Consider the following 16,262-nt stretch of genomic DNA (forward strand, 5'->3'; position numbering starts at 1 on the left):
AAAAAGCGTCCGGCCCGCTTCGGACGAAGCTGCGGGCGATTAGCACGGTTTGCGTGTCCACGCCAAGGCGATGATCGCATTTCCTTGTGCCTGCGGCGCATCATGTCGCAATGCGCCGCCCCGTTCACCCCCTCTTTTTTGCCACTTCGGGCCTGGTGTCCAGCGAAATTCTCTCCAATCCCGCTTCAGGACATCGCCATGCCGCCATTGACATGCAGCGTCGCCCCCGTCACCCACGCCGCCTGCGCCGAGGCGAGGTAGACCACGGCCGCCGCAACGTCGTCGGGCTGGCCCATCCGGCCCAGAGGAATCGCGGAGACCAGCTTTTCCTTCTGCGCATCGGGCAGGACATCGGTCATCGCCGTCTGGATGAAGCCGGGTGCGACGACATTGACGGTCACGCCTCGCGCGCCGGCTTCCTGCGCCATGGACTTGCTCATGCCGATCATGCCGGCCTTTGCGGCGGAATAGTTCACCTGCCCCGCATTGCCCGTCACGCCCACGACGGAGGCGATGTTGATGATGCGCCCGCTGCGACGGCGCAGCATGCCCTTGAGCGTCGCGCGCGACAGGCGGAAGGGGGCCGACAGGTCCACGTCCATGACGCGGTTCCAGTCCTCGTCCTTCATGCGAATCGCAAGCGTGTCGCGCGTCAGCCCGGCATTGTTGACGAGGATGTCGAGCGGGGCGCCCGCCTTCTCCTCCGCCGTGGCGACAAGGGCGTCCGCCGCCGCCGCGTCCGACAGGTCGGCGGTGCAGACATGCAGCCGTCCCTCATCCGTGCCCGCGTCGCGCGCGATGGACGCCGCGACATCGCGCAGGATCTGCTCACGCGTGCCGGACAGGACGACGCACGCCCCCTGCCCATGCAGCGCGCGCGCGATCGCACTGCCGATTCCACCCGACGCCCCGGTTACCAGCGCCACCTTTCCATCAAGCCTGAACATCTAACAGCCATTTTCCTTGCTACTTGGGATGGCGGTCCCGCCGCCTGCGGGCCGCCGCAACTGGTGCCGCCTCAGCGCGCCGCCAGGAATGCCTCGACATCGGCGGGGGTGCCGACCGAACGCGTCGCCACGTCGCCATTGATGCGCCGCACGAGGCCCGAAAGCACCTTCCCCGCCCCGATCTCCACGAAGCTGTCCACACCCATCGCCACCATTGCCTCCACGCTTTCGCGCCAGCGCACGGTGCCCGTGACCTGCCGCACCAGCAGGTCGCGGATGGTGGCGGGGTCCGTCACCTTCGCCGCCGTCACGTTGGCAACGACCGGGATCACGGGGGTGCGGATCTCCTCATGCGCCAGGGCTTCACGCATGGCCTGCGCCGCGGGTTCCATCATGGAGCAGTGGAAAGGTGCCGAAACCGGCAGCGCCAGCGCGCGCTTGACCTTGCGGGCCTTGGCGATCGCGATCGCACGTTCGATGGCCGGCATCTCGCCCGCCACGACCACCTGACCGCCGCCATTGTCATTGGCGATCTCGATGATCTCGCGCCGGTCGGGCATGCCTTCTTCCTTCACGACCGCCGCTTCCTCGCAGATGGCGCGCGCCTGTTCGAGGTCCACGCCAATCAGCGCCGCCATTCCCCCCCTGCCGACGGGCACGGCCTTCTGCATCGCCTGCCCGCGCAGGCGCAGCAGGCGCGCCGTCTGCGTCAGGCCGAACGACCCCACCGCCGCCAGCGCCGAATATTCGCCAAGGGAGTGCCCGGCCACCAGCGCGACCTCCGTGCGCAGGTTCACCCCGCCCTCACGCTCCAGCACGCGCAGCACGGCAAGGGAGACCGCCATTAGCGCCGGCTGCGTGTTTTCCGTGCGGGTCAGGTCCTCGATCGGGCCTTCGAACATCAGCTTCGACAGGTGCTGGCCCAGCGCGTCGTCAACTTCCTGAAAGACTTCGCGCGCAGGGGCGAACGCTTCGGCAAGGTCGCGTCCCATCCCGACGGACTGGCTTCCCTGGCCGGGGAAAATAAAGGCTTGCACAGGCATGGCTGTCGTGTCCCGCTCAATGTTCAAAAAAATCCCTGCGGTGATGGCGGCACGACACGCCCGCTGTCAATCTTGCGATGTCGCACTCCCCCTGCCCCGCACCAGCATCAGCAGCACATCCCAGGGCAGGGCCGCCCCTTCGCGCAGGCGCCAGAACCAGCGCCGGGGCAGCGCGCGCGCGGCCGGATGCGGCGGCGGAGGCACACGCATGACCCGCCAGCGCGCAAGTGCCATCAGCGCCATGCAGCGCGGCAGGTGATAGGCGCTCGTCGCCACGGCCACCGGACCGCGATGCCCCATGGCGCGCAGCAACCGTGAACAGGCCTGCACGGACTCCAGCGTATCGCGCGCCGTCTCCTCTGGCAGGATGTCTTCTGCGGCAATGCCGAGGTCACGCAGCATCGCGGCCATGACCGCTGCCTCCGACGGCAGGCCGTCACGCGCAGCCCCGGTGGGGATCAGCAGGGGGCGTTCACATGTCCGCGCGAACGCCACCGCCGCCTCCACCCGCAGCCGCAGGGTGCGCGAGGGCGTGCCGTCCGGGCGGACGCGCGCGCCAAAGATGACAATCGGCAGGCGATCGCCATCCCCCGTCACTTCGGCGCGCGCAGCAGCACCCGGTTCAGCCCGGACAGGGTGGTGAACATCGTGCGCCAGATGGTGGCGAACCGCGCGGCGGGGATGCCCCGCGTCTCCATGATGGCGGCAAGGTCGCCCACCGTGCGCTCCCCATCGATCAGGGGCAACAGCCCGCGTGTCTGCGGCGGCACGGCGACAGGCACCACCAGCGTGCCGAACGCAAAGGGCAGCCGGTCGTCCGGCCCGATCTGCTTCGCCAGTTCGACGCCGGGGATTTCCCGCATCACCGGCACGGAGTCCATGGCCATCGGGTCGGCGCGCGACACCGGCATGTCGGCGCGGGTGACATAGGCCACATGCGTCGCCATGTTGCCCGCCAGGTCCTCCGCCACGGCAGCACGGTCGCGTTCGGGCATGTCGCGCAGGCGCGCGCGCAGGCGCGGGTCCGCCAGCAGGAGCGCCGGGTCATAGCGCAGCGGCTCCATCAGGCACGCGACCGACAGCCCCGCGCGGTCCAGCAGCCCGAACAGCGCCGTCACGTCATAGGCCCGGTCACGCGGGTTGAGCAGCAGGTCATACAGCCCCGCGTCCCCGCCCGTCAGGTGATCGCCGAAATTGGTGTTCTGCCGCAGCCATGCGGTGGCGGGCAGGTGGCGCATGACACGCCGCGCCACATCCAGCCTGCGTGCCGGCGGCTCCTCCAGCGGGGCAAGCCGCGCCAGCGCGTCCTGCACCATGTACACGCCCGTCCGGCCATAAGGCGCATAGACCATCAGCCCCATGCCGCCCCCCGGCGCCAGCATGCCCGTAAGCGTAGCCAGCACCGCATCGGGGTCCGGCAGGTGGTGCAGCACGCCGCAGCAGTCGATGTAATCGAACGCCCCGAGGCCGAGCGCATCCAGCCGCGTCAGGTCCCCCGGCACGAAGCGGATGTTGTCCAGCCCCCGCGCCTGAGCACGTTCACGCGCGATGCGCAGGGCATGTTCCGAACGGTCGACGCACACGACCTCGCCGGGACGCGCCTCACGCGACATGTGGGTGGCCAGCATGATGGCCCCGTCCCCGGTGCCGCACCCCGCCACCAGCGCGCGCAGCGGCTGCGAACGCGGGCGGGTCGCGCCGAACACCCAGTAGTCGATTTCCCGCAGGTGGCTGGGGCTGCCGATCAGCAGCCGCCGCTTCTCATCACGCGGGTCGCGTTCGGGATAGGGATAGGCCTCATACTGGGCCGCAAGTCCCCCGTCGCGCGCATCACCGCCCCCGGTCGCCTCCATTGCCGGGCCTCAGCGCGGCAGCAGCTTGCCACGCTGCCATGCCTCGGCAGCGGCGTCGGCGCTCATGCCCTCCACGCGCATGGCATGGTCCAGCGCGCTGACCACCTTGTTGCCCAGCGTCAGCTCGTCGAGCTCGTCGAGCATGTCGCTGTCGAGTTCCGGCCTGACCGCGCGGCGCACCAGCATGCGCGCCGTCTGCGCCGTGCCCAGCGCCCCCTTGGGATCGGCCAGAGGCGTCAGGTTCGTGCTGCCATAATGCAGGAAGTTCGGCTGCCACAGCGCGATGATGGCCGGATCGCCGGTCTTGATCGCCTGGTCGGCATATTCGACCGCGTCCCCGTCAGGGCGGGCGGCGATGGTGAAGCCGTGTTCCGTCAGGTTATAGGCCGCAACCCCGTGGCGCACCCGGTCCAGCACGGACTGCGCGGCCACGATCTCGCGGTTCACGTCATGGCCATCGGCGGCGAGTTCGGCGATCGAGGTCAGGCCCGTCGCGGCGGAGGTCGGCAGGTACCAGCCGAATTCCGGCCGATACAGGTCGCCCAGAGGCTCCATCCCCAGCGCGGGGTCGAGGTAGGCGGCATCCACGTCCGGCAGCCATGCGGACACGAACAGGTCGATATCGCCATTGCGCATGTGCGCCATCAGCGCCTCATGCGTGCCGGGGACGTATTCGATTTCCAGTTCATAGGCTTCGAGCACGCGCGCGACGGCGGCGGCCGTGGCCTCGTGCAGTGTTTCGTCCAGGTGTCCAAGCGTGACCGATGTCATGAGAATTCTCCATTCTGGCGGGTGCGTTCCTGACAGGCGCACATGATCGACACAAGCGCGACACTCCCGAAACCCGATCTGTCCATCCCCCTGCCCGCGTCATGGGCCGGGGGCCTCTTCATCCCTGCTGCTGCGCCATGCCGGGGCGCGTGAGTGCGGCGGCGCGGCGCGGATGCTGCACCTGATGCGACGGCAGCGCGTAATCGAACACCAGCACCCCGATGATATAGGGGGCCGCGAATTTCTTGAACGCCTCATGCGCCGGATCGAAATAGGCGGGATCGGTGACCACCGGCTTCCCGACATAGTAATTGCGGTCGCCTTCGGAATTGAAGGTCACGATGAAGCCCTGCTCGAAGCCCTGGTCCACGCCCTCGCCACCCATCTGCACGCCGGTCTCGATGCTGGCGATGACCTGCTGGCCATTGTCACGCCGCGACAGTCGGGCCAGCGCCATGAACCTGCGCACGACCTCCGCGCGCTGGGCGTCGGTGATGGTCGGCAGGAAACGCATCAGCACGATATGGCGCACCTTGCCGGGATGGAAACCGGCGGCGGTAAAGGCACGCAGCCCGATCTGCGCCGCCTGCAGGCGCACCGCCCGTGCCTCCTCCCCCAGTTCGGGGGCGTCGGGGCCTCCGCTGGGCAGGGGGCCGGTCGGCGCGGCGGTTGCAGGTGTGGGCGCAGGTGCAGGCGGGGTGGCCTGCGGCGTGGCGACACCAGACGGCGCCGCGGGCGCGGGCGTCGCGGGGGCCGTGGCCGGTGCCGTAGCAGGCGCGGCGGCCGGTGTGGCTGGCGCAGTCGGTGCGGGCTGCACGGCGGGACCGGTTGCCGTCGTGGGCGTGGGGGCCACGGACGCATCGGGCGCATCGGCACGGGCCTGCGGCGCGATGCCGCCCATGACCGGGACAACCCCGGACAGGACCGCGCCAAGCACGACACGCGGCAGGATCCCGGCGCCCGCCGCCTTCCTGCCCGCCATGGTGCGCCAATATCGTACCGTCATGCCTTCTCCGTCTCCGCCTGCCATGCGCTTCAGGTCGCCACCGTCATGCGGGCAAATCTTTTCTGCTGAAATTTCAAAAGGTAATAGAATGCGCGTGCAATCACCGCATGGAGCTTCCCATGCGGCGTCCATCCTATCGTCTTGAGGATCATGCCCGTCACGCGGTTGGTATGGCGGGGCTGATAGACCTTCAGCGCGCGCGACATGTACGCCGCGATGCAGCGGCGATGGTCATAGGGCTGCCCCGGCGCGTCGTTGGTGGTGTGATAGGCGGAGGCGAGTTCGTCGTCCTCGCTTTCCCCCACGCGGCCAAGGGCGATGCGCGCACGCTGCCATACACCCAGCTTCTCGCGCTCCAGGTAACGGTGCATGTGGTCATAGAACAGCTTGAAATGGCGGTATTCGTCGGCGGCGATCTGCTTGCACACCGCCTTGAGCACCGGCTCGTCCGTCGCATCGGCCAGCGCGGTGTAGAACGAGGAGGTCCCGGTTTCGACCATGCAGCGCGCGATCAGTTCGCCCGTGCGCGACCCGCGGATGGAAGTGTCGACATCAAGGTCCAGCCGGTAGGATTTCCGGTACCTCTCAAACGCGTCCATGTAATCCCATGACGGGTCCGCCAGCATCGCCCAGCGGCCCAGCGCGTCGCCATGCTGCACTTCCTCATGCGCCCAGCGGTCGGCTGCCTGCCGGAAATCGGGATCATCCGCGAACACGTTCTTGAGATACGCGGCATAATCGACGCCGTTGCGCTCCACCACCGATGCAGCCTTGACGAGGGGGATGACCTCCGGGTTTACCCGCGACGGGTCGAACCCGTCCCAGTCCATCTGCTCAATGCGCCAGTGTTTCATCGCAACCCGTACTCTCGCATAAACTCCGTCAGCCCCACCGGGACATGTCATTACGCCGCACGACATGGCACATGTTTCGCCATAACGCCAAGCCTGCGTATCATGGATCGTTGTAAAACCCCGCACGGATCGTGTACGCCACATTCCGCAGACAACAAGAAAAACGACAGATTGGGTCGCAAGATGAATATTCACGAATATCAGGCCAAGGCGCTGCTGCGTTCGTTCGGCATGCCCGTGCCTGACGGTCGTGTCGCCACCTCTGCCGAAGATGCGGCATCCGCCGCGCGCGAGCTTGCGGCACCCCTGACCGTGGTCAAGGCGCAGATCCATGCCGGTGGCCGCGGCGCGGGGCATTTCGCGGGCGCCGCCGACGACAGGGGTGGCGTACGCCTTGCCCGCAGCGCGGAGGAAGCAGGTGCCGCCGCACACGCCATGCTGGAGCGCACCCTGGTCACGAAGCAGACCGGACCGCAGGGCAGGATTGTGCGCAAGGTATACATCGAATCGGGCTGCGATATCGCGCGCGAACTCTACCTCTCCCTCCTGGTGGACCGCACGAATGGCCGCATCGCCGTGGTGGCCTCGTCCGAAGGCGGCATGGAAATCGAGGACGTCGCCGCCGCCCACCCCGAGCGCATCCTCAAGGCCAGCATCGACCCCGCCCTTGGCCTGTGCGATTACCAGTCGCGCGACCTTGCGGTGAAACTCGGGCTGAAGGGCCGCTCCATCCGCGCGTTCCAGAAGGTCGTGCGCGCCGCCTATGACGCGTTCTGCGGGCTGGATGCCGCCATCGTGGAGATCAATCCCCTGATCGTCACCGGGGCGGGCGACCTTCTCGCGCTCGATGCGAAGATGTCGTTCGACGACAGCGCGCTCTACCGCCACCCCCACCTCGCCGAACTGCGCGACGAGGACGAGGAGGACCCGCGTGAGCGCGAGGCCGCGCGGCATGGCCTCGCCTATGTCGGGCTCGACGGGTCGATCGGCTGCATGGTCAATGGCGCGGGCCTTGCGATGGCGACGATGGACATCATCAAGATGGAAGGCGAATCGCCCGCCAACTTCCTCGACGTCGGCGGTGGCGCCACGACCGAGCGCGTGGCCGCAGCCTTTCGCATCCTGATGTCCGACCCCAAGGTGCGCGGCATCCTCGTCAACATCTTTGGCGGGATCATGCGCTGCGACGTGATCGCGGAGGCCATCATCGCCGCGTCGCGCCATACGGGCCTGAACGTGCCACTGGTGGTGCGCCTTGCGGGCACCAACGTGGAACGCGGGCGCGCCCTGCTGGCCGAATCCGGCCTGACCATCATCCCCGCCGACGACCTGGGCGATGCCGCCCGCAAGATCGTCGCCGCCGTTCGCAACGCCGGAGCAGCCTGATGTCCATTCTTGTCAACAGTTCCACCAAGGTCATCACACAGGGCTTCACCGGCGCACAGGGCACGTTCCACACGGAACAGGCCATCGCCTATGGCACCCGCATGGTCGGCGGCGTGACGCCGGGCAAGGGCGGCGAGGTCCATCTCGGCCTGCCGGTGTTCGACACCGTGGCCGAGGCGCGCGAGGCAACCGGCGCCGATGCGTCCGTCATCTACGTCCCGCCCGCCGGCGCCGCCGATGCGATCCTGGAGGCGATCGCAGCCGAAATCCCGCTGATCGTGTGCATCACCGAAGGCATTCCCGTGCTGGACATGGTGCGCGTGCGCATGGCGCTCGAACGCTCGTCGAGCCTGCTGATCGGCCCGAACTGCCCCGGCATCATCACGCCGGGCGAATGCAAGATCGGGATCATGCCCGGCCCCATCCACCGGCGCGGCCATGTGGGCATCGTCTCGCGCTCCGGCACGCTGACGTACGAGGCCGTGGCCCAGACGTCGGCCATCGGACAGGGGCAGAGCACGTGCGTCGGCATTGGCGGCGACCCGGTCAAGGGCATGGATTTCACCGATGTGCTCGAACGCCTGATCGCGGACCCCGACACCCATTCGATCGTCATGATCGGGGAAATCGGCGGCACCTCGGAAATCGAGGGCGCGGAACTGATCCGTGCGAGCGGCACGAAGAAGCCGGTCGTGGGCTTCATCGCAGGGGCGACGGCACCGCCGGGCCGGCGCATGGGCCATGCGGGCGCGGTCATCACGGGGGGGCATGAAACCGCCGCCGCCAAGATCGAGGCCATGCGCGAGGCGGGTATCCATGTCAGCGCAAGCCCGGCCGAACTGGGCACCACGCTGGCGCGCATCCTGGGCTGACACCCGGCATGCGGGGGCGCGCACGGGCGTCCCCCGCATGTCCCGGCCGGGGCATGCGCCAAAAAACATTCCGCATCGCCGCGCAGTCCGTGACAAGCAGCGCCATTGTATGGCAGATGCTGCTTTCCCAACCCCTGAACCGTCCGAGGATCCCGCCAGATGTCCGATGGCCTTACCGCGGCCGCCCCGCCGCCCGTGACCACCCCCCCGGTGCCGCCGGCGTCATCCATCAGGACCGACTGGACCCGTGACGAGGTCGCAGCCCTGATCGCCCTGCCGTTCCCCGAACTGCTGTTCCGTGCGCAGGGCGTGCACCGCCAGCATTTCGACCCGACGGAAATGCAGATCTCCACCCTGCTGTCGATCAAGACCGGCGGCTGCCCCGAAGACTGCGCCTACTGCCCGCAGAGCGCGATGCACGAGGATGGCGGCGTGAAGGCCAGCCGCCTGATGGCGGTCGAGGCGGTCATGAAGGAAGCCCGCGCCGCGCGTGACGCGGGGGCCGCGCGTTTCTGCATGGGAGCGGCATGGCGTTCGCCCAAGGAACATGACCTCGAGACCGTCTGCGCGATGGTCGAGGGCGTGAAGAGCCTTGGCATGGAAACCTGCGTGACGCTGGGGATGCTCGACAACGCACAGGCGCACCGCCTGCGTGAGGCGGGGCTGGATTACTACAACCACAACATCGACACCTCCCCCGAATATTATGGGGAGATCATCAGCACCCGCACCTACCAGGACCGTCTGGATACGCTGTCGAACGTGCGCGACGCGGGCATCAATGTCTGCTGTGGCGGGATTGTCGGCATGGGCGAGGACGAGAATGACCGCGCGGGCCTGATCGCGACGCTGGCAAGCATGCCGCGCCATCCCGAAAGCGTGCCGATCAACATGCTGGTCCGTGTCGAGGGGACGCCGCTTGCGGCAAAGGACGCCGATGTGGTCGACCCCATCGAATTCGTGCGCATCATCGCCGCCGCCCGCATCACCATGCCCACCAGCCGCGTCCGCCTTGCCGCCGGGCGCGAGGACATGAATGACGAGGCGCAGACGCTGTGCTTCCTCGCGGGCGCGAACTCCATCTTCTATGGCGAGAAGCTGCTGACCACGCCCAACCCGGCCGCCAGCCGCGACATGCGCCTGCTGCAGCGGCTGGGCATGCACACAACCGGTGCCTGCTGAGGCGCTGCCCCTGCGGCACGCGCTTTTGGCACTTTCACACAAGGTCACGTCCTGTCATGTCCTATACGGTAAAGGAGATCTTTCCCACGCTGCAGGGTGAAGGCGGGCAGGCCGGCCGGGCCGCCGTCTTCTGCCGTTTCGCGGGCTGCAACCTGTGGTCCGGCCGCGAGGAAGACCGCAGTGGCGCGGCCTGCCGGTTCTGCGACACCGACTTCATCGGGACCGATGGTGAAGGCGGGGGACGTTTTGCCGACGCGGCTTCCCTTGCCGATGCGATCGCCGCCGCATGGCCCGCGTCCTCCCGCGCGAGGGCCTTTGTCGTCTTTACGGGGGGCGAGCCGCTGCTGCAGCTTGATGCGGCGCTGATTGACGCGATGCACGCGCGCGGCTTCTTCATCGCCGTGGAGACAAACGGGACGGTCCCCGCCCCCGCAGGCATCGACTGGGTCTGTGTCAGCCCCAAGGCAGGCACGGCGCTGGTGCAGGAATCGGGACAGGAACTCAAGCTGGTTTTCCCGCAGCCTGACCTGATGCCCGAACAGGTCGCGGGCCTTGCGTTTTCGCAGTTCTGGCTGCAGCCGATGGACGGCCCCGACCGTGTGGCCAATACCGCGCGCGCCGTGGAATACTGCATGGCGCACCCGCAATGGCGGCTTTCGCTACAGACACACAAGCTGATCGGGATCCCCTGACATGACCATTCCCGCCCCTTCCCCCGCCGGCCCATCGGGTGAGCGCGCGCTGGTCGTCTTCTCAGGCGGCCAGGATTCGGCGACCTGCCTGGCATGGGCGCTGTCACGTTTCGCGCATGTGGAAACGCTGGGCTTCGACTATGGGCAGCGGCACAGTATCGAGCTGTCCTGCCGCGAGAAACTGCGCGCGGGCATGGCGGCACTCGATCCCGCATGGGGCGTGCGGCTTGGCCCGGACCATACGCTGTCACTCGACGCGTTGGGCGCGGTATCGGACACCGCGCTGACGCGCGAGGCGGAGATCACGCTGGGCGAAAACGGGCTGCCCACGACCTTCGTGCCGGGGCGCAACATCATCTTCCTGACCTTTGCCGCGGCACTGGCGGCGCGGCGCAATGCACGCCACATCATCACCGGCGTGTGCGAGACGGATTATTCCGGCTATCCCGACTGCCGCGATGACACGATCAAGGCGCTGCAGGTGACGCTCAACCTCGGCATGGCCAGCCGCCTCGTGCTGCATACGCCGCTGATGTGGATCGACAAGGCGCAGACATGGATGATGGCGCGCGAACTGGGCGGCGACGCGCTGGTGGACCTGATCAACCGCGAAAGCCACAGTTGCTACCTCGGCACGCGCGGCGTCATGCACCCGTGGGGCCACGGCTGCGGCACCTGTCCCGCCTGCCAGTTGCGGCGCGCCGGATGGGAACGCTTCGAGGCCATGACATCAGATGCTTGAACTGGTCTTTACCCGGCGCTTCTGCATGGCGCACCGCCTGCTTTCGGGAGAAAGTGAACGCTGCGCGCTGCCGCATGGCCACAACGAATATGTCCGCGTGACCCTGCGCCCGACGAACCCTGTGCGCCTGGACGGGACGCAGAACATGGTCGTCCCCTTCCACCGGGCCAAGGGGACATGGCATGATTTCGTCGATAACAGCCTCGACCATGCCTTCCAGCTTGGCGAGGGCGATCCGCTGCTGTCATGGTTCCGCGCGCACGAACCCGAACGCGCGGCACGGATCATCGTGACACCCGGCGACCCCACGACGGAACTGATGGCCTGCCTGATGATGGCGAAGCTCAATGCCTTCCTGCACGCGGATGGCGACATCCTGACCTGCGCGGAAATCGTGCTGGAGGAAACGCCGACCAACACCGTGCGCTATGCCGGGGATCCGCTGCTGATGCTGCCTGCCCCCCGCCCGCCGCACGAATGCTGGTGGCGGCGCGCGGACATGAGCATTTCGGATTCCTGACGCACCGCGCCGGGACCGGGGATCGACCGGCACCGGGGCCATGAGGCGCACCGTTTCTTTATTTTAAGGCAGAAACCGGGCCACAAAATCCATCAGGCTGTTATTGTCTGGCGGATTTTGACGACTCTTTTGCGCGACCTGCCGGTCGCGATCCCAACAGGACCACGGGGACTTCCCCCGGTTTCGGGAAGTCCGCATGCCCTGTTGGGGCATGTGTTCCCCTTTTCCCGTGGACCATAACGGAAATGAACGGATGAATGGACTGACACGCTATCGCGACGAATGGTTTGGCAACATACGGCGCGACATCCTTGCCGGGATGGTGGGCACTTTCGCGCTGATCCCCGAAGTGATCGCCTTTTCCTTTGTCGCGGGCGTCGATCCGGAGGTGGGGCTGTATGCCTCCTTCGTCATCAGCGTGGTCATCGCCTTTACCGGTGGGCGGCCGGGCATGATTTCCGGTGCCGCCGGGTCCGTCGCGCTGGTGGCTGCGGCACTGGTGCGGGGGCATGGCGTGCAGTACCTGCTGGCGGCGACATTGCTGGCGGGCCTGTTCCAGGTGGTCTTCGGCCTGCTGCGACTGCATGTGCTGATGCGCTATGTCTCGCGCTCCGTGCGCACGGGATTCGTCAACGCGCTGGCGATCCTGATCTTTTCCGCGCAGGTGCCGCATATGCTGCATGTGTCGTGGCATACCTACGCCATGATCGCGCTGGGGCTGGTCATCATCTATGGCGTGCCGAAATTCTTTACCGCCATTCCTTCCCCCCTCATCTGCATCGTGGTGCTCAGCGCCGTTGCGGCCGCCATCCCCATGCCGCTGCATACCGTGGCCGACCTCGGGCGGTTGCCCGACAGCCTGCCGCACCTTGTCTGGCCTGACGTGCCGTTCACCGGCGCCACCCTCGGGATCATCGCGCCCTATGCCCTCGCCATGGCGACGGTGGGCGTGCTAGAATCCATGATGACCGCCAGCGTCGTCGATGACATCACCGAAACCCACAGCAACAAGCGCATGGAGTGTTCCGGGCTGGGCATCGCCAACATCGCGGTGGGCCTGTTCGGGGGCATCGCGGGATGCGGCATGATCGGGCAGACGGTGGGCAACCTGCGCTATGGCGGGCGGGGGCGGCTTTCGACCTTCGTGGCCGGGGCGTTCCTGCTGCTGCTGATGGTGGCGCTGCGCCCGTGGGTGGCGCAGGTGCCGGTTGCCGCACTGGTGGCCATCATGATCATGGTCTCCGCCAGCACATTTTCATGGTCGTCGCTGCGTGACCTTGTCCATCATCCCCGCCTGTCGAGCACGGTCATGCTGCTGACGGTCGCGGTGGTCGTCACCACCCATGACCTTGCGGCGGGTGTGGTCGCGGGCGTGCTGCTCAATGGTGTGTTCTTTGCCTTCCAGGTGTCAAAGATGCTCGACATCACCAGCATCTGTGACCCCAGCGGGGAAGTACGCACCTATGTCGTCACGGGGCAGGTCTTCTTTGCCTCCGCCGACAGCTTCACCGATGCCTTTGACGTGCGTGACAGCGCACGCACCATCCATATCGACCTGCGGCAGGCGCATTTCTGGGATATTACGGCAGTCGGCGCACTGGAAAACATCGTCACGAAGATGCGCCAGAACGGCATGACGGTGGAGGTCATCGGACTGAACGAGGCAAGCGCCACGCTGGTCAACCGTCATTCCAGCCTGGATGTCGCCCCGACCTGAGCGGGAAGCCCCCGCCGATAACGAGTAAAAGTTTTTGGGTGCCGCCTTTTGATCGCAAAAGGCGGCCTCTTCGGAAGCTTTAAAAAAGCTTCACCAAAAACTTTTAAAACCCGCGCTTTATTTTTTCGCGACGGTCTTGCCTGTGGTGGCCGTGCTGCTCTGGGCCGTGCTGTCCGCGAACGGGTCGGGCATGTTGGTGGTCCCGGCAAGCTTGCGCCACGCATCGGCATTCTGCGTGTCGCCTTCCTTCTGCGCGCTCTGGCTGGCGCGCATGTACAGGTCCGACGCCTGCGACGCATTGCCCGCCTGCCCCGCCGCGCGCGCGGCAACACTCAGGCCACGCGCCATGTCACGATATTCCACATGCGTCTGCCGTGCCGACACCGCCTGCATCGCATCCTGATAGGCCGTCTGCGCGTCCCCGCCATCAACCAGCAGCCTGCGCGCCACGATTTCCTGCGCATCGGCCAGCCACGACCATGCCGATGTCTTCGGCAGCTGCGCGAAATAGGTCGCGACACTGTCCAGTGTCGTCCTGTCCCCACGGGCATCGGCAATCACGCCGGACAGGAGCTGCGCTTTCTCCACGATCGCGGGATCGGACGAACGTGCGGCTGAAGACGCACTGCCCGCGGCCTCGTCAAGACGCCCAAGCCGGTAGAGTGCACCGGCCTGCACAAGGTCAAGGCCCGTATCATCGGACTGCGCCCCACGCACCGACAGCGCCGCGCGGGTGGAGGCCACGGTGGACAGCGCATCCTGCGCCCGGTTTTCATCAAGCTGCACGACGGCAAGGTTGTAGCCCGCATCCCCGATGGCGGTGACATCGTCACGCGCCAGCGCCCGGACACCCGCCGCGCGGTACTGCCCTTCCGCCACCGACAGGCGGCCAAGGTCCACCGCGTCACGCCCGGTATCCATATCCTGCGACAGGGTGCTGTCGGTCGGGGCCGGAACCTTGCCCGATCCACCGCAACCGGCCAGCAGGAGCACCATGGCGGCAGAAGCCATACAGGTCGCGCGCATCATGGCTGCACCTTCCGCGGCGACAGCCGGCCATGTTTCTGCGTGGGCGTGCCGTGGCCGCCAAGTATCCACAGGCCGCGCATCTGGTCGACAAGCTGCTGCAGGCTGTGGGCCGTCGACTGCGCCTGCACCAGAAGCACCGGCAGCTGCTGGCTGGCATCGTTGAGGTTCTTGGTAATAGCCGGCAACTGAGGCGATGCGTCGCGCAGGTCGCCCGTTGCCTTCTGCACATTGGCCATGCTGGCGTCGGCTTTCTTCATCACGGTGGCCAACTGTCCCTCGATCGGGGTGAGTTGGGAAATCGTGGCGTTCAGCGTCGTGATCGTCGCCTCCGCCTGGCGGATCAGTTCGTCGTTGGTCATCAGGCGGCCAATCGACCCCTTGCCCGCATGCATGTCCGTGATGGTCGCATCCATCGTCGCCATCATGTGCTGCGCGTTGTCGAGCACCGGCATGATGCGCGCGCGGATATCGGCAAAGGTCTGGGTGATCGTATCCGCCGGGTTGGGGGCGTTCGTCGCGTTCAGGACGGCATAGCTCCAGTCCATCTTTTCGCCCTTCCCGCGGGAGATATCGATATAGCTTGCCCCCGCGACCACGAACTGCCGCCGGATCACGGCCGTGCTGTCACGGCGGATATAGGGTTCGACATCGGGGTCGATTTCGGCAATCGCGTACATGCCGCCCGCCGGGTTGATGCGCACCCGGCGGATCGTGCCCGCATGGATGCCCATGACCTCCAGATTGTCGCCAACCGACAGGCCACCCACCCCATTTTCAGGCAGGACAATCCGCAACCGTCCCGCCGGCGTCAGCCAGTTGCGCAGGACACCGGCCTCCAGCACCGCGCCAAACAGGATCAGCAGCGAGAAAAGGACAAGAACACCAACCCATTCATCCGCATAACGGACACGGATAAGCTGACGGATTCCATAGGATTGTTGTTTCTGTGCCATTATATCACCCGCATGGGGAAAAGGCCTTCATCAAGAAGGCGCATGTGAATGTTCACCGCCTTGCGATAGACACTCCATGACGATGCATGCCGCGCAAGCCAGACCACGCCGCACCCCCGGTCGCGCGCCGCGGTCAGGGTCTCGAGAAACGGAAGTACCATTTCTGCTGGCAGCATATCGGATATATCCTCCAGAACAAGCAGGTCAGGCCGCCCCATGAAGGCCCGCACGCATGCCGCACGCGCCAGGTCGGCGGTGGACAGGTGGTCGGGCGTGCTGATCGGCAGGCCGGGGAAACCGAACTGTTCCCCCAGGGTCGTGGCCTCAGCCACCACATTCTCGAACTCGCCCTTGGTGTGGTAAAGCTGCTGCATCATGATGTTCAGGTGGGTGCCCAGCATGTTGATCCACCCACCCGCGCGCGGGATGCGCCCGATGCGCCCCCGCAGCGCGTTGAGCTGTCGGTCGGCCAGCGTGCTCCAGTCCAGCCCCATGAACCGGCACGTCCCCTGCGACAGGGTGATCATGCCCGAACACAGGTCCGCGAACATCGCGGCGCGCCCGGAATCACGACAGTCTATCACCGCGCAGTCCCCGGGCATCAGCCGGAAGTCATAGGGCGCGGGCATCAGGCCCGTTTCCTCGAACGAGGGAACGACCTGGCGCATTTCCAGAAGGGGTGCGTTTGCCACCAT

Annotated in this window: 17 protein-coding genes; 7 read left to right on the forward strand and 10 right to left on the reverse strand. The window is 66.6% G+C overall.

What is annotated here, in order from left to right; all coding sequences use genetic code 11:
* Nucleotides 1-185: 185 nt before the first annotated feature.
* The 7 genes from fabG to KMAL_RS01235 form a co-directional block, all read right to left on the reverse strand.
* Nucleotides 186-947, reverse strand: coding sequence for a 3-oxoacyl-[acyl-carrier-protein] reductase (gene fabG / locus KMAL_RS01205; RefSeq protein WP_110093944.1), 762 nt, complete (start codon nt 945-947; stop codon nt 186-188).
* Nucleotides 948-1,018: 71 nt separating this feature from the next.
* Nucleotides 1,019-1,939, reverse strand: a complete 921-nt coding sequence (fabD, locus tag KMAL_RS01210) for an ACP S-malonyltransferase (protein WP_239019894.1) — start codon at nt 1,937-1,939, stop codon at nt 1,019-1,021.
* Nucleotides 1,940-2,056: 117 nt separating this feature from the next.
* Entirely contained in the window at nt 2,057-2,587 is a 531-nt protein-coding gene (locus KMAL_RS01215) for a YdcF family protein (protein ID WP_110093946.1), read from the reverse strand.
* Nucleotides 2,584-3,843 (reverse strand): class I SAM-dependent methyltransferase, encoded by a 1,260-nt coding sequence (locus KMAL_RS01220; protein ID WP_110093947.1) that lies wholly within the window; start codon nt 3,841-3,843, stop codon nt 2,584-2,586. The genes KMAL_RS01215 and KMAL_RS01220 overlap by 4 nt, the downstream gene beginning before the upstream one ends.
* A gap of 9 nt (nt 3,844-3,852) precedes the next feature.
* Entirely contained in the window at nt 3,853-4,614 is a 762-nt protein-coding gene (locus KMAL_RS01225) for a glycine betaine ABC transporter substrate-binding protein (protein WP_110093948.1), read from the reverse strand.
* 118 nt (nt 4,615-4,732) lie between these two features.
* The gene (locus KMAL_RS01230; protein WP_239019884.1) at nt 4,733-5,620 is read right to left on the reverse strand and encodes a Dabb family protein; all 888 of its coding nucleotides are present in this window, start codon (nt 5,618-5,620) and stop codon (nt 4,733-4,735) included.
* A gap of 29 nt (nt 5,621-5,649) precedes the next feature.
* Complete coding sequence (locus KMAL_RS01235; RefSeq protein ID WP_110093949.1) at nt 5,650-6,474, reverse strand: acyl-ACP desaturase; 825 nt, start codon at nt 6,472-6,474, stop codon at nt 5,650-5,652.
* A 183-nt stretch (nt 6,475-6,657) separates the two neighbouring features.
* Here KMAL_RS01235 and sucC point away from each other — a divergent pair, with 183 nt between their 5' ends.
* The 7 genes from sucC (at nt 6,658) to KMAL_RS01270 (ending at nt 13,585) form a co-directional block, all read left to right on the forward strand.
* Nucleotides 6,658-7,860 carry an ADP-forming succinate--CoA ligase subunit beta gene (sucC, locus tag KMAL_RS01240; RefSeq protein ID WP_110093950.1) on the forward strand — a complete coding sequence of 401 codons (1,203 nt, stop codon included), beginning with the start codon at nt 6,658-6,660 and terminating at the stop codon, nt 7,858-7,860.
* Nucleotides 7,860-8,732 (forward strand): succinate--CoA ligase subunit alpha, encoded by an 873-nt coding sequence (gene sucD, locus KMAL_RS01245; protein ID WP_110093951.1) that lies wholly within the window; start codon nt 7,860-7,862, stop codon nt 8,730-8,732. The genes sucC and sucD overlap by 1 nt, the downstream gene beginning before the upstream one ends.
* 159 nt (nt 8,733-8,891) lie before the next feature.
* Nucleotides 8,892-9,914, forward strand: a complete 1,023-nt coding sequence (bioB, locus tag KMAL_RS01250) for a biotin synthase BioB (RefSeq protein ID WP_110093952.1) — start codon at nt 8,892-8,894, stop codon at nt 9,912-9,914.
* Between the two features lie 56 nt (nt 9,915-9,970).
* The gene (gene queE / locus KMAL_RS01255; protein WP_110093953.1) at nt 9,971-10,606 is read left to right on the forward strand and encodes a 7-carboxy-7-deazaguanine synthase; all 636 of its coding nucleotides are present in this window, start codon (nt 9,971-9,973) and stop codon (nt 10,604-10,606) included.
* A gap of 1 nt (nt 10,607) precedes the next feature.
* On the forward strand, nt 10,608-11,348 hold the full coding sequence (gene queC, locus KMAL_RS01260; RefSeq protein ID WP_110093954.1) for a 7-cyano-7-deazaguanine synthase QueC: 741 nt from the start codon (nt 10,608-10,610) through the stop codon (nt 11,346-11,348).
* A complete protein-coding gene (locus KMAL_RS01265; protein ID WP_110093955.1) occupies nt 11,341-11,868 on the forward strand; it encodes a 6-pyruvoyl trahydropterin synthase family protein in 528 nt (175 codons plus the stop codon). Before queC ends, KMAL_RS01265 begins: the two co-directional genes overlap by 8 nt.
* A gap of 253 nt (nt 11,869-12,121) precedes the next feature.
* Nucleotides 12,122-13,585, forward strand: a complete 1,464-nt coding sequence (locus KMAL_RS01270) for a SulP family inorganic anion transporter (RefSeq protein ID WP_110093956.1) — start codon at nt 12,122-12,124, stop codon at nt 13,583-13,585.
* A gap of 117 nt (nt 13,586-13,702) precedes the next feature.
* On the opposite strand, the gene KMAL_RS01275 is transcribed toward KMAL_RS01270, so the two are convergent.
* From KMAL_RS01275 to KMAL_RS01285, 3 genes are read right to left on the reverse strand one after another with little or no spacing between them, the layout of a single operon-like run.
* Entirely contained in the window at nt 13,703-14,596 is an 894-nt protein-coding gene (locus tag KMAL_RS01275; RefSeq protein ID WP_239019885.1) for a hypothetical protein, read from the reverse strand.
* Between the two features lie 14 nt (nt 14,597-14,610).
* On the reverse strand, nt 14,611-15,567 hold the full coding sequence (locus KMAL_RS01280; RefSeq protein WP_110093957.1) for an MlaD family protein: 957 nt from the start codon (nt 15,565-15,567) through the stop codon (nt 14,611-14,613).
* On the reverse strand, nt 15,567-16,262 hold the full coding sequence (locus KMAL_RS01285) for a P-loop NTPase family protein (protein ID WP_110093958.1): 696 nt from the start codon (nt 16,260-16,262) through the stop codon (nt 15,567-15,569). Before KMAL_RS01285 ends, KMAL_RS01280 begins: the two co-directional genes overlap by 1 nt.

Source organism: Novacetimonas maltaceti, assembly GCF_002906255.1.
Taxonomy (GTDB): domain Bacteria; phylum Pseudomonadota; class Alphaproteobacteria; order Acetobacterales; family Acetobacteraceae; genus Novacetimonas; species Novacetimonas maltaceti.

Bases quoted from the DNA above. Each gene is read 5' to 3' on its own strand.
- KMAL_RS01235 (WP_110093949.1), bottom strand. From the start codon at position 6,474: ATGAAACACTGGCGCATTGAGCAGATGGACTGGGACGGGTTCGACCCG.
- KMAL_RS01265 (WP_110093955.1), top strand. From the start codon at position 11,341: ATGCTTGAACTGGTCTTTACCCGGCGCTTCTGCATGGCGCACCGCCTG.
- queE (WP_110093953.1), top strand. From the start codon at position 9,971: ATGTCCTATACGGTAAAGGAGATCTTTCCCACGCTGCAGGGTGAAGGC.
- sucC (WP_110093950.1), top strand. From the start codon at position 6,658: ATGAATATTCACGAATATCAGGCCAAGGCGCTGCTGCGTTCGTTCGGC.
- KMAL_RS01230 (WP_239019884.1), bottom strand. From the start codon at position 5,620: ATGACGGTACGATATTGGCGCACCATGGCGGGCAGGAAGGCGGCGGGC.
- KMAL_RS01285 (WP_110093958.1), bottom strand. From the start codon at position 16,262: ATGGTGGCAAACGCACCCCTTCTGGAAATGCGCCAGGTCGTTCCCTCG.
- fabD (WP_239019894.1), bottom strand. From the start codon at position 1,939: ATGGGACGCGACCTTGCCGAAGCGTTCGCCCCTGCGCGCGAAGTCTTT.
- bioB (WP_110093952.1), top strand. From the start codon at position 8,892: ATGTCCGATGGCCTTACCGCGGCCGCCCCGCCGCCCGTGACCACCCCC.
- KMAL_RS01270 (WP_110093956.1), top strand. From the start codon at position 12,122: ATGAATGGACTGACACGCTATCGCGACGAATGGTTTGGCAACATACGG.
- KMAL_RS01280 (WP_110093957.1), bottom strand. From the start codon at position 15,567: ATGGCACAGAAACAACAATCCTATGGAATCCGTCAGCTTATCCGTGTC.
- queC (WP_110093954.1), top strand. From the start codon at position 10,608: ATGACCATTCCCGCCCCTTCCCCCGCCGGCCCATCGGGTGAGCGCGCG.
- KMAL_RS01225 (WP_110093948.1), bottom strand. From the start codon at position 4,614: ATGACATCGGTCACGCTTGGACACCTGGACGAAACACTGCACGAGGCC.
- KMAL_RS01275 (WP_239019885.1), bottom strand. From the start codon at position 14,596: ATGGCTTCTGCCGCCATGGTGCTCCTGCTGGCCGGTTGCGGTGGATCG.
- KMAL_RS01220 (WP_110093947.1), bottom strand. From the start codon at position 3,843: ATGGAGGCGACCGGGGGCGGTGATGCGCGCGACGGGGGACTTGCGGCC.
- sucD (WP_110093951.1), top strand. From the start codon at position 7,860: ATGTCCATTCTTGTCAACAGTTCCACCAAGGTCATCACACAGGGCTTC.
- fabG (WP_110093944.1), bottom strand. From the start codon at position 947: ATGTTCAGGCTTGATGGAAAGGTGGCGCTGGTAACCGGGGCGTCGGGT.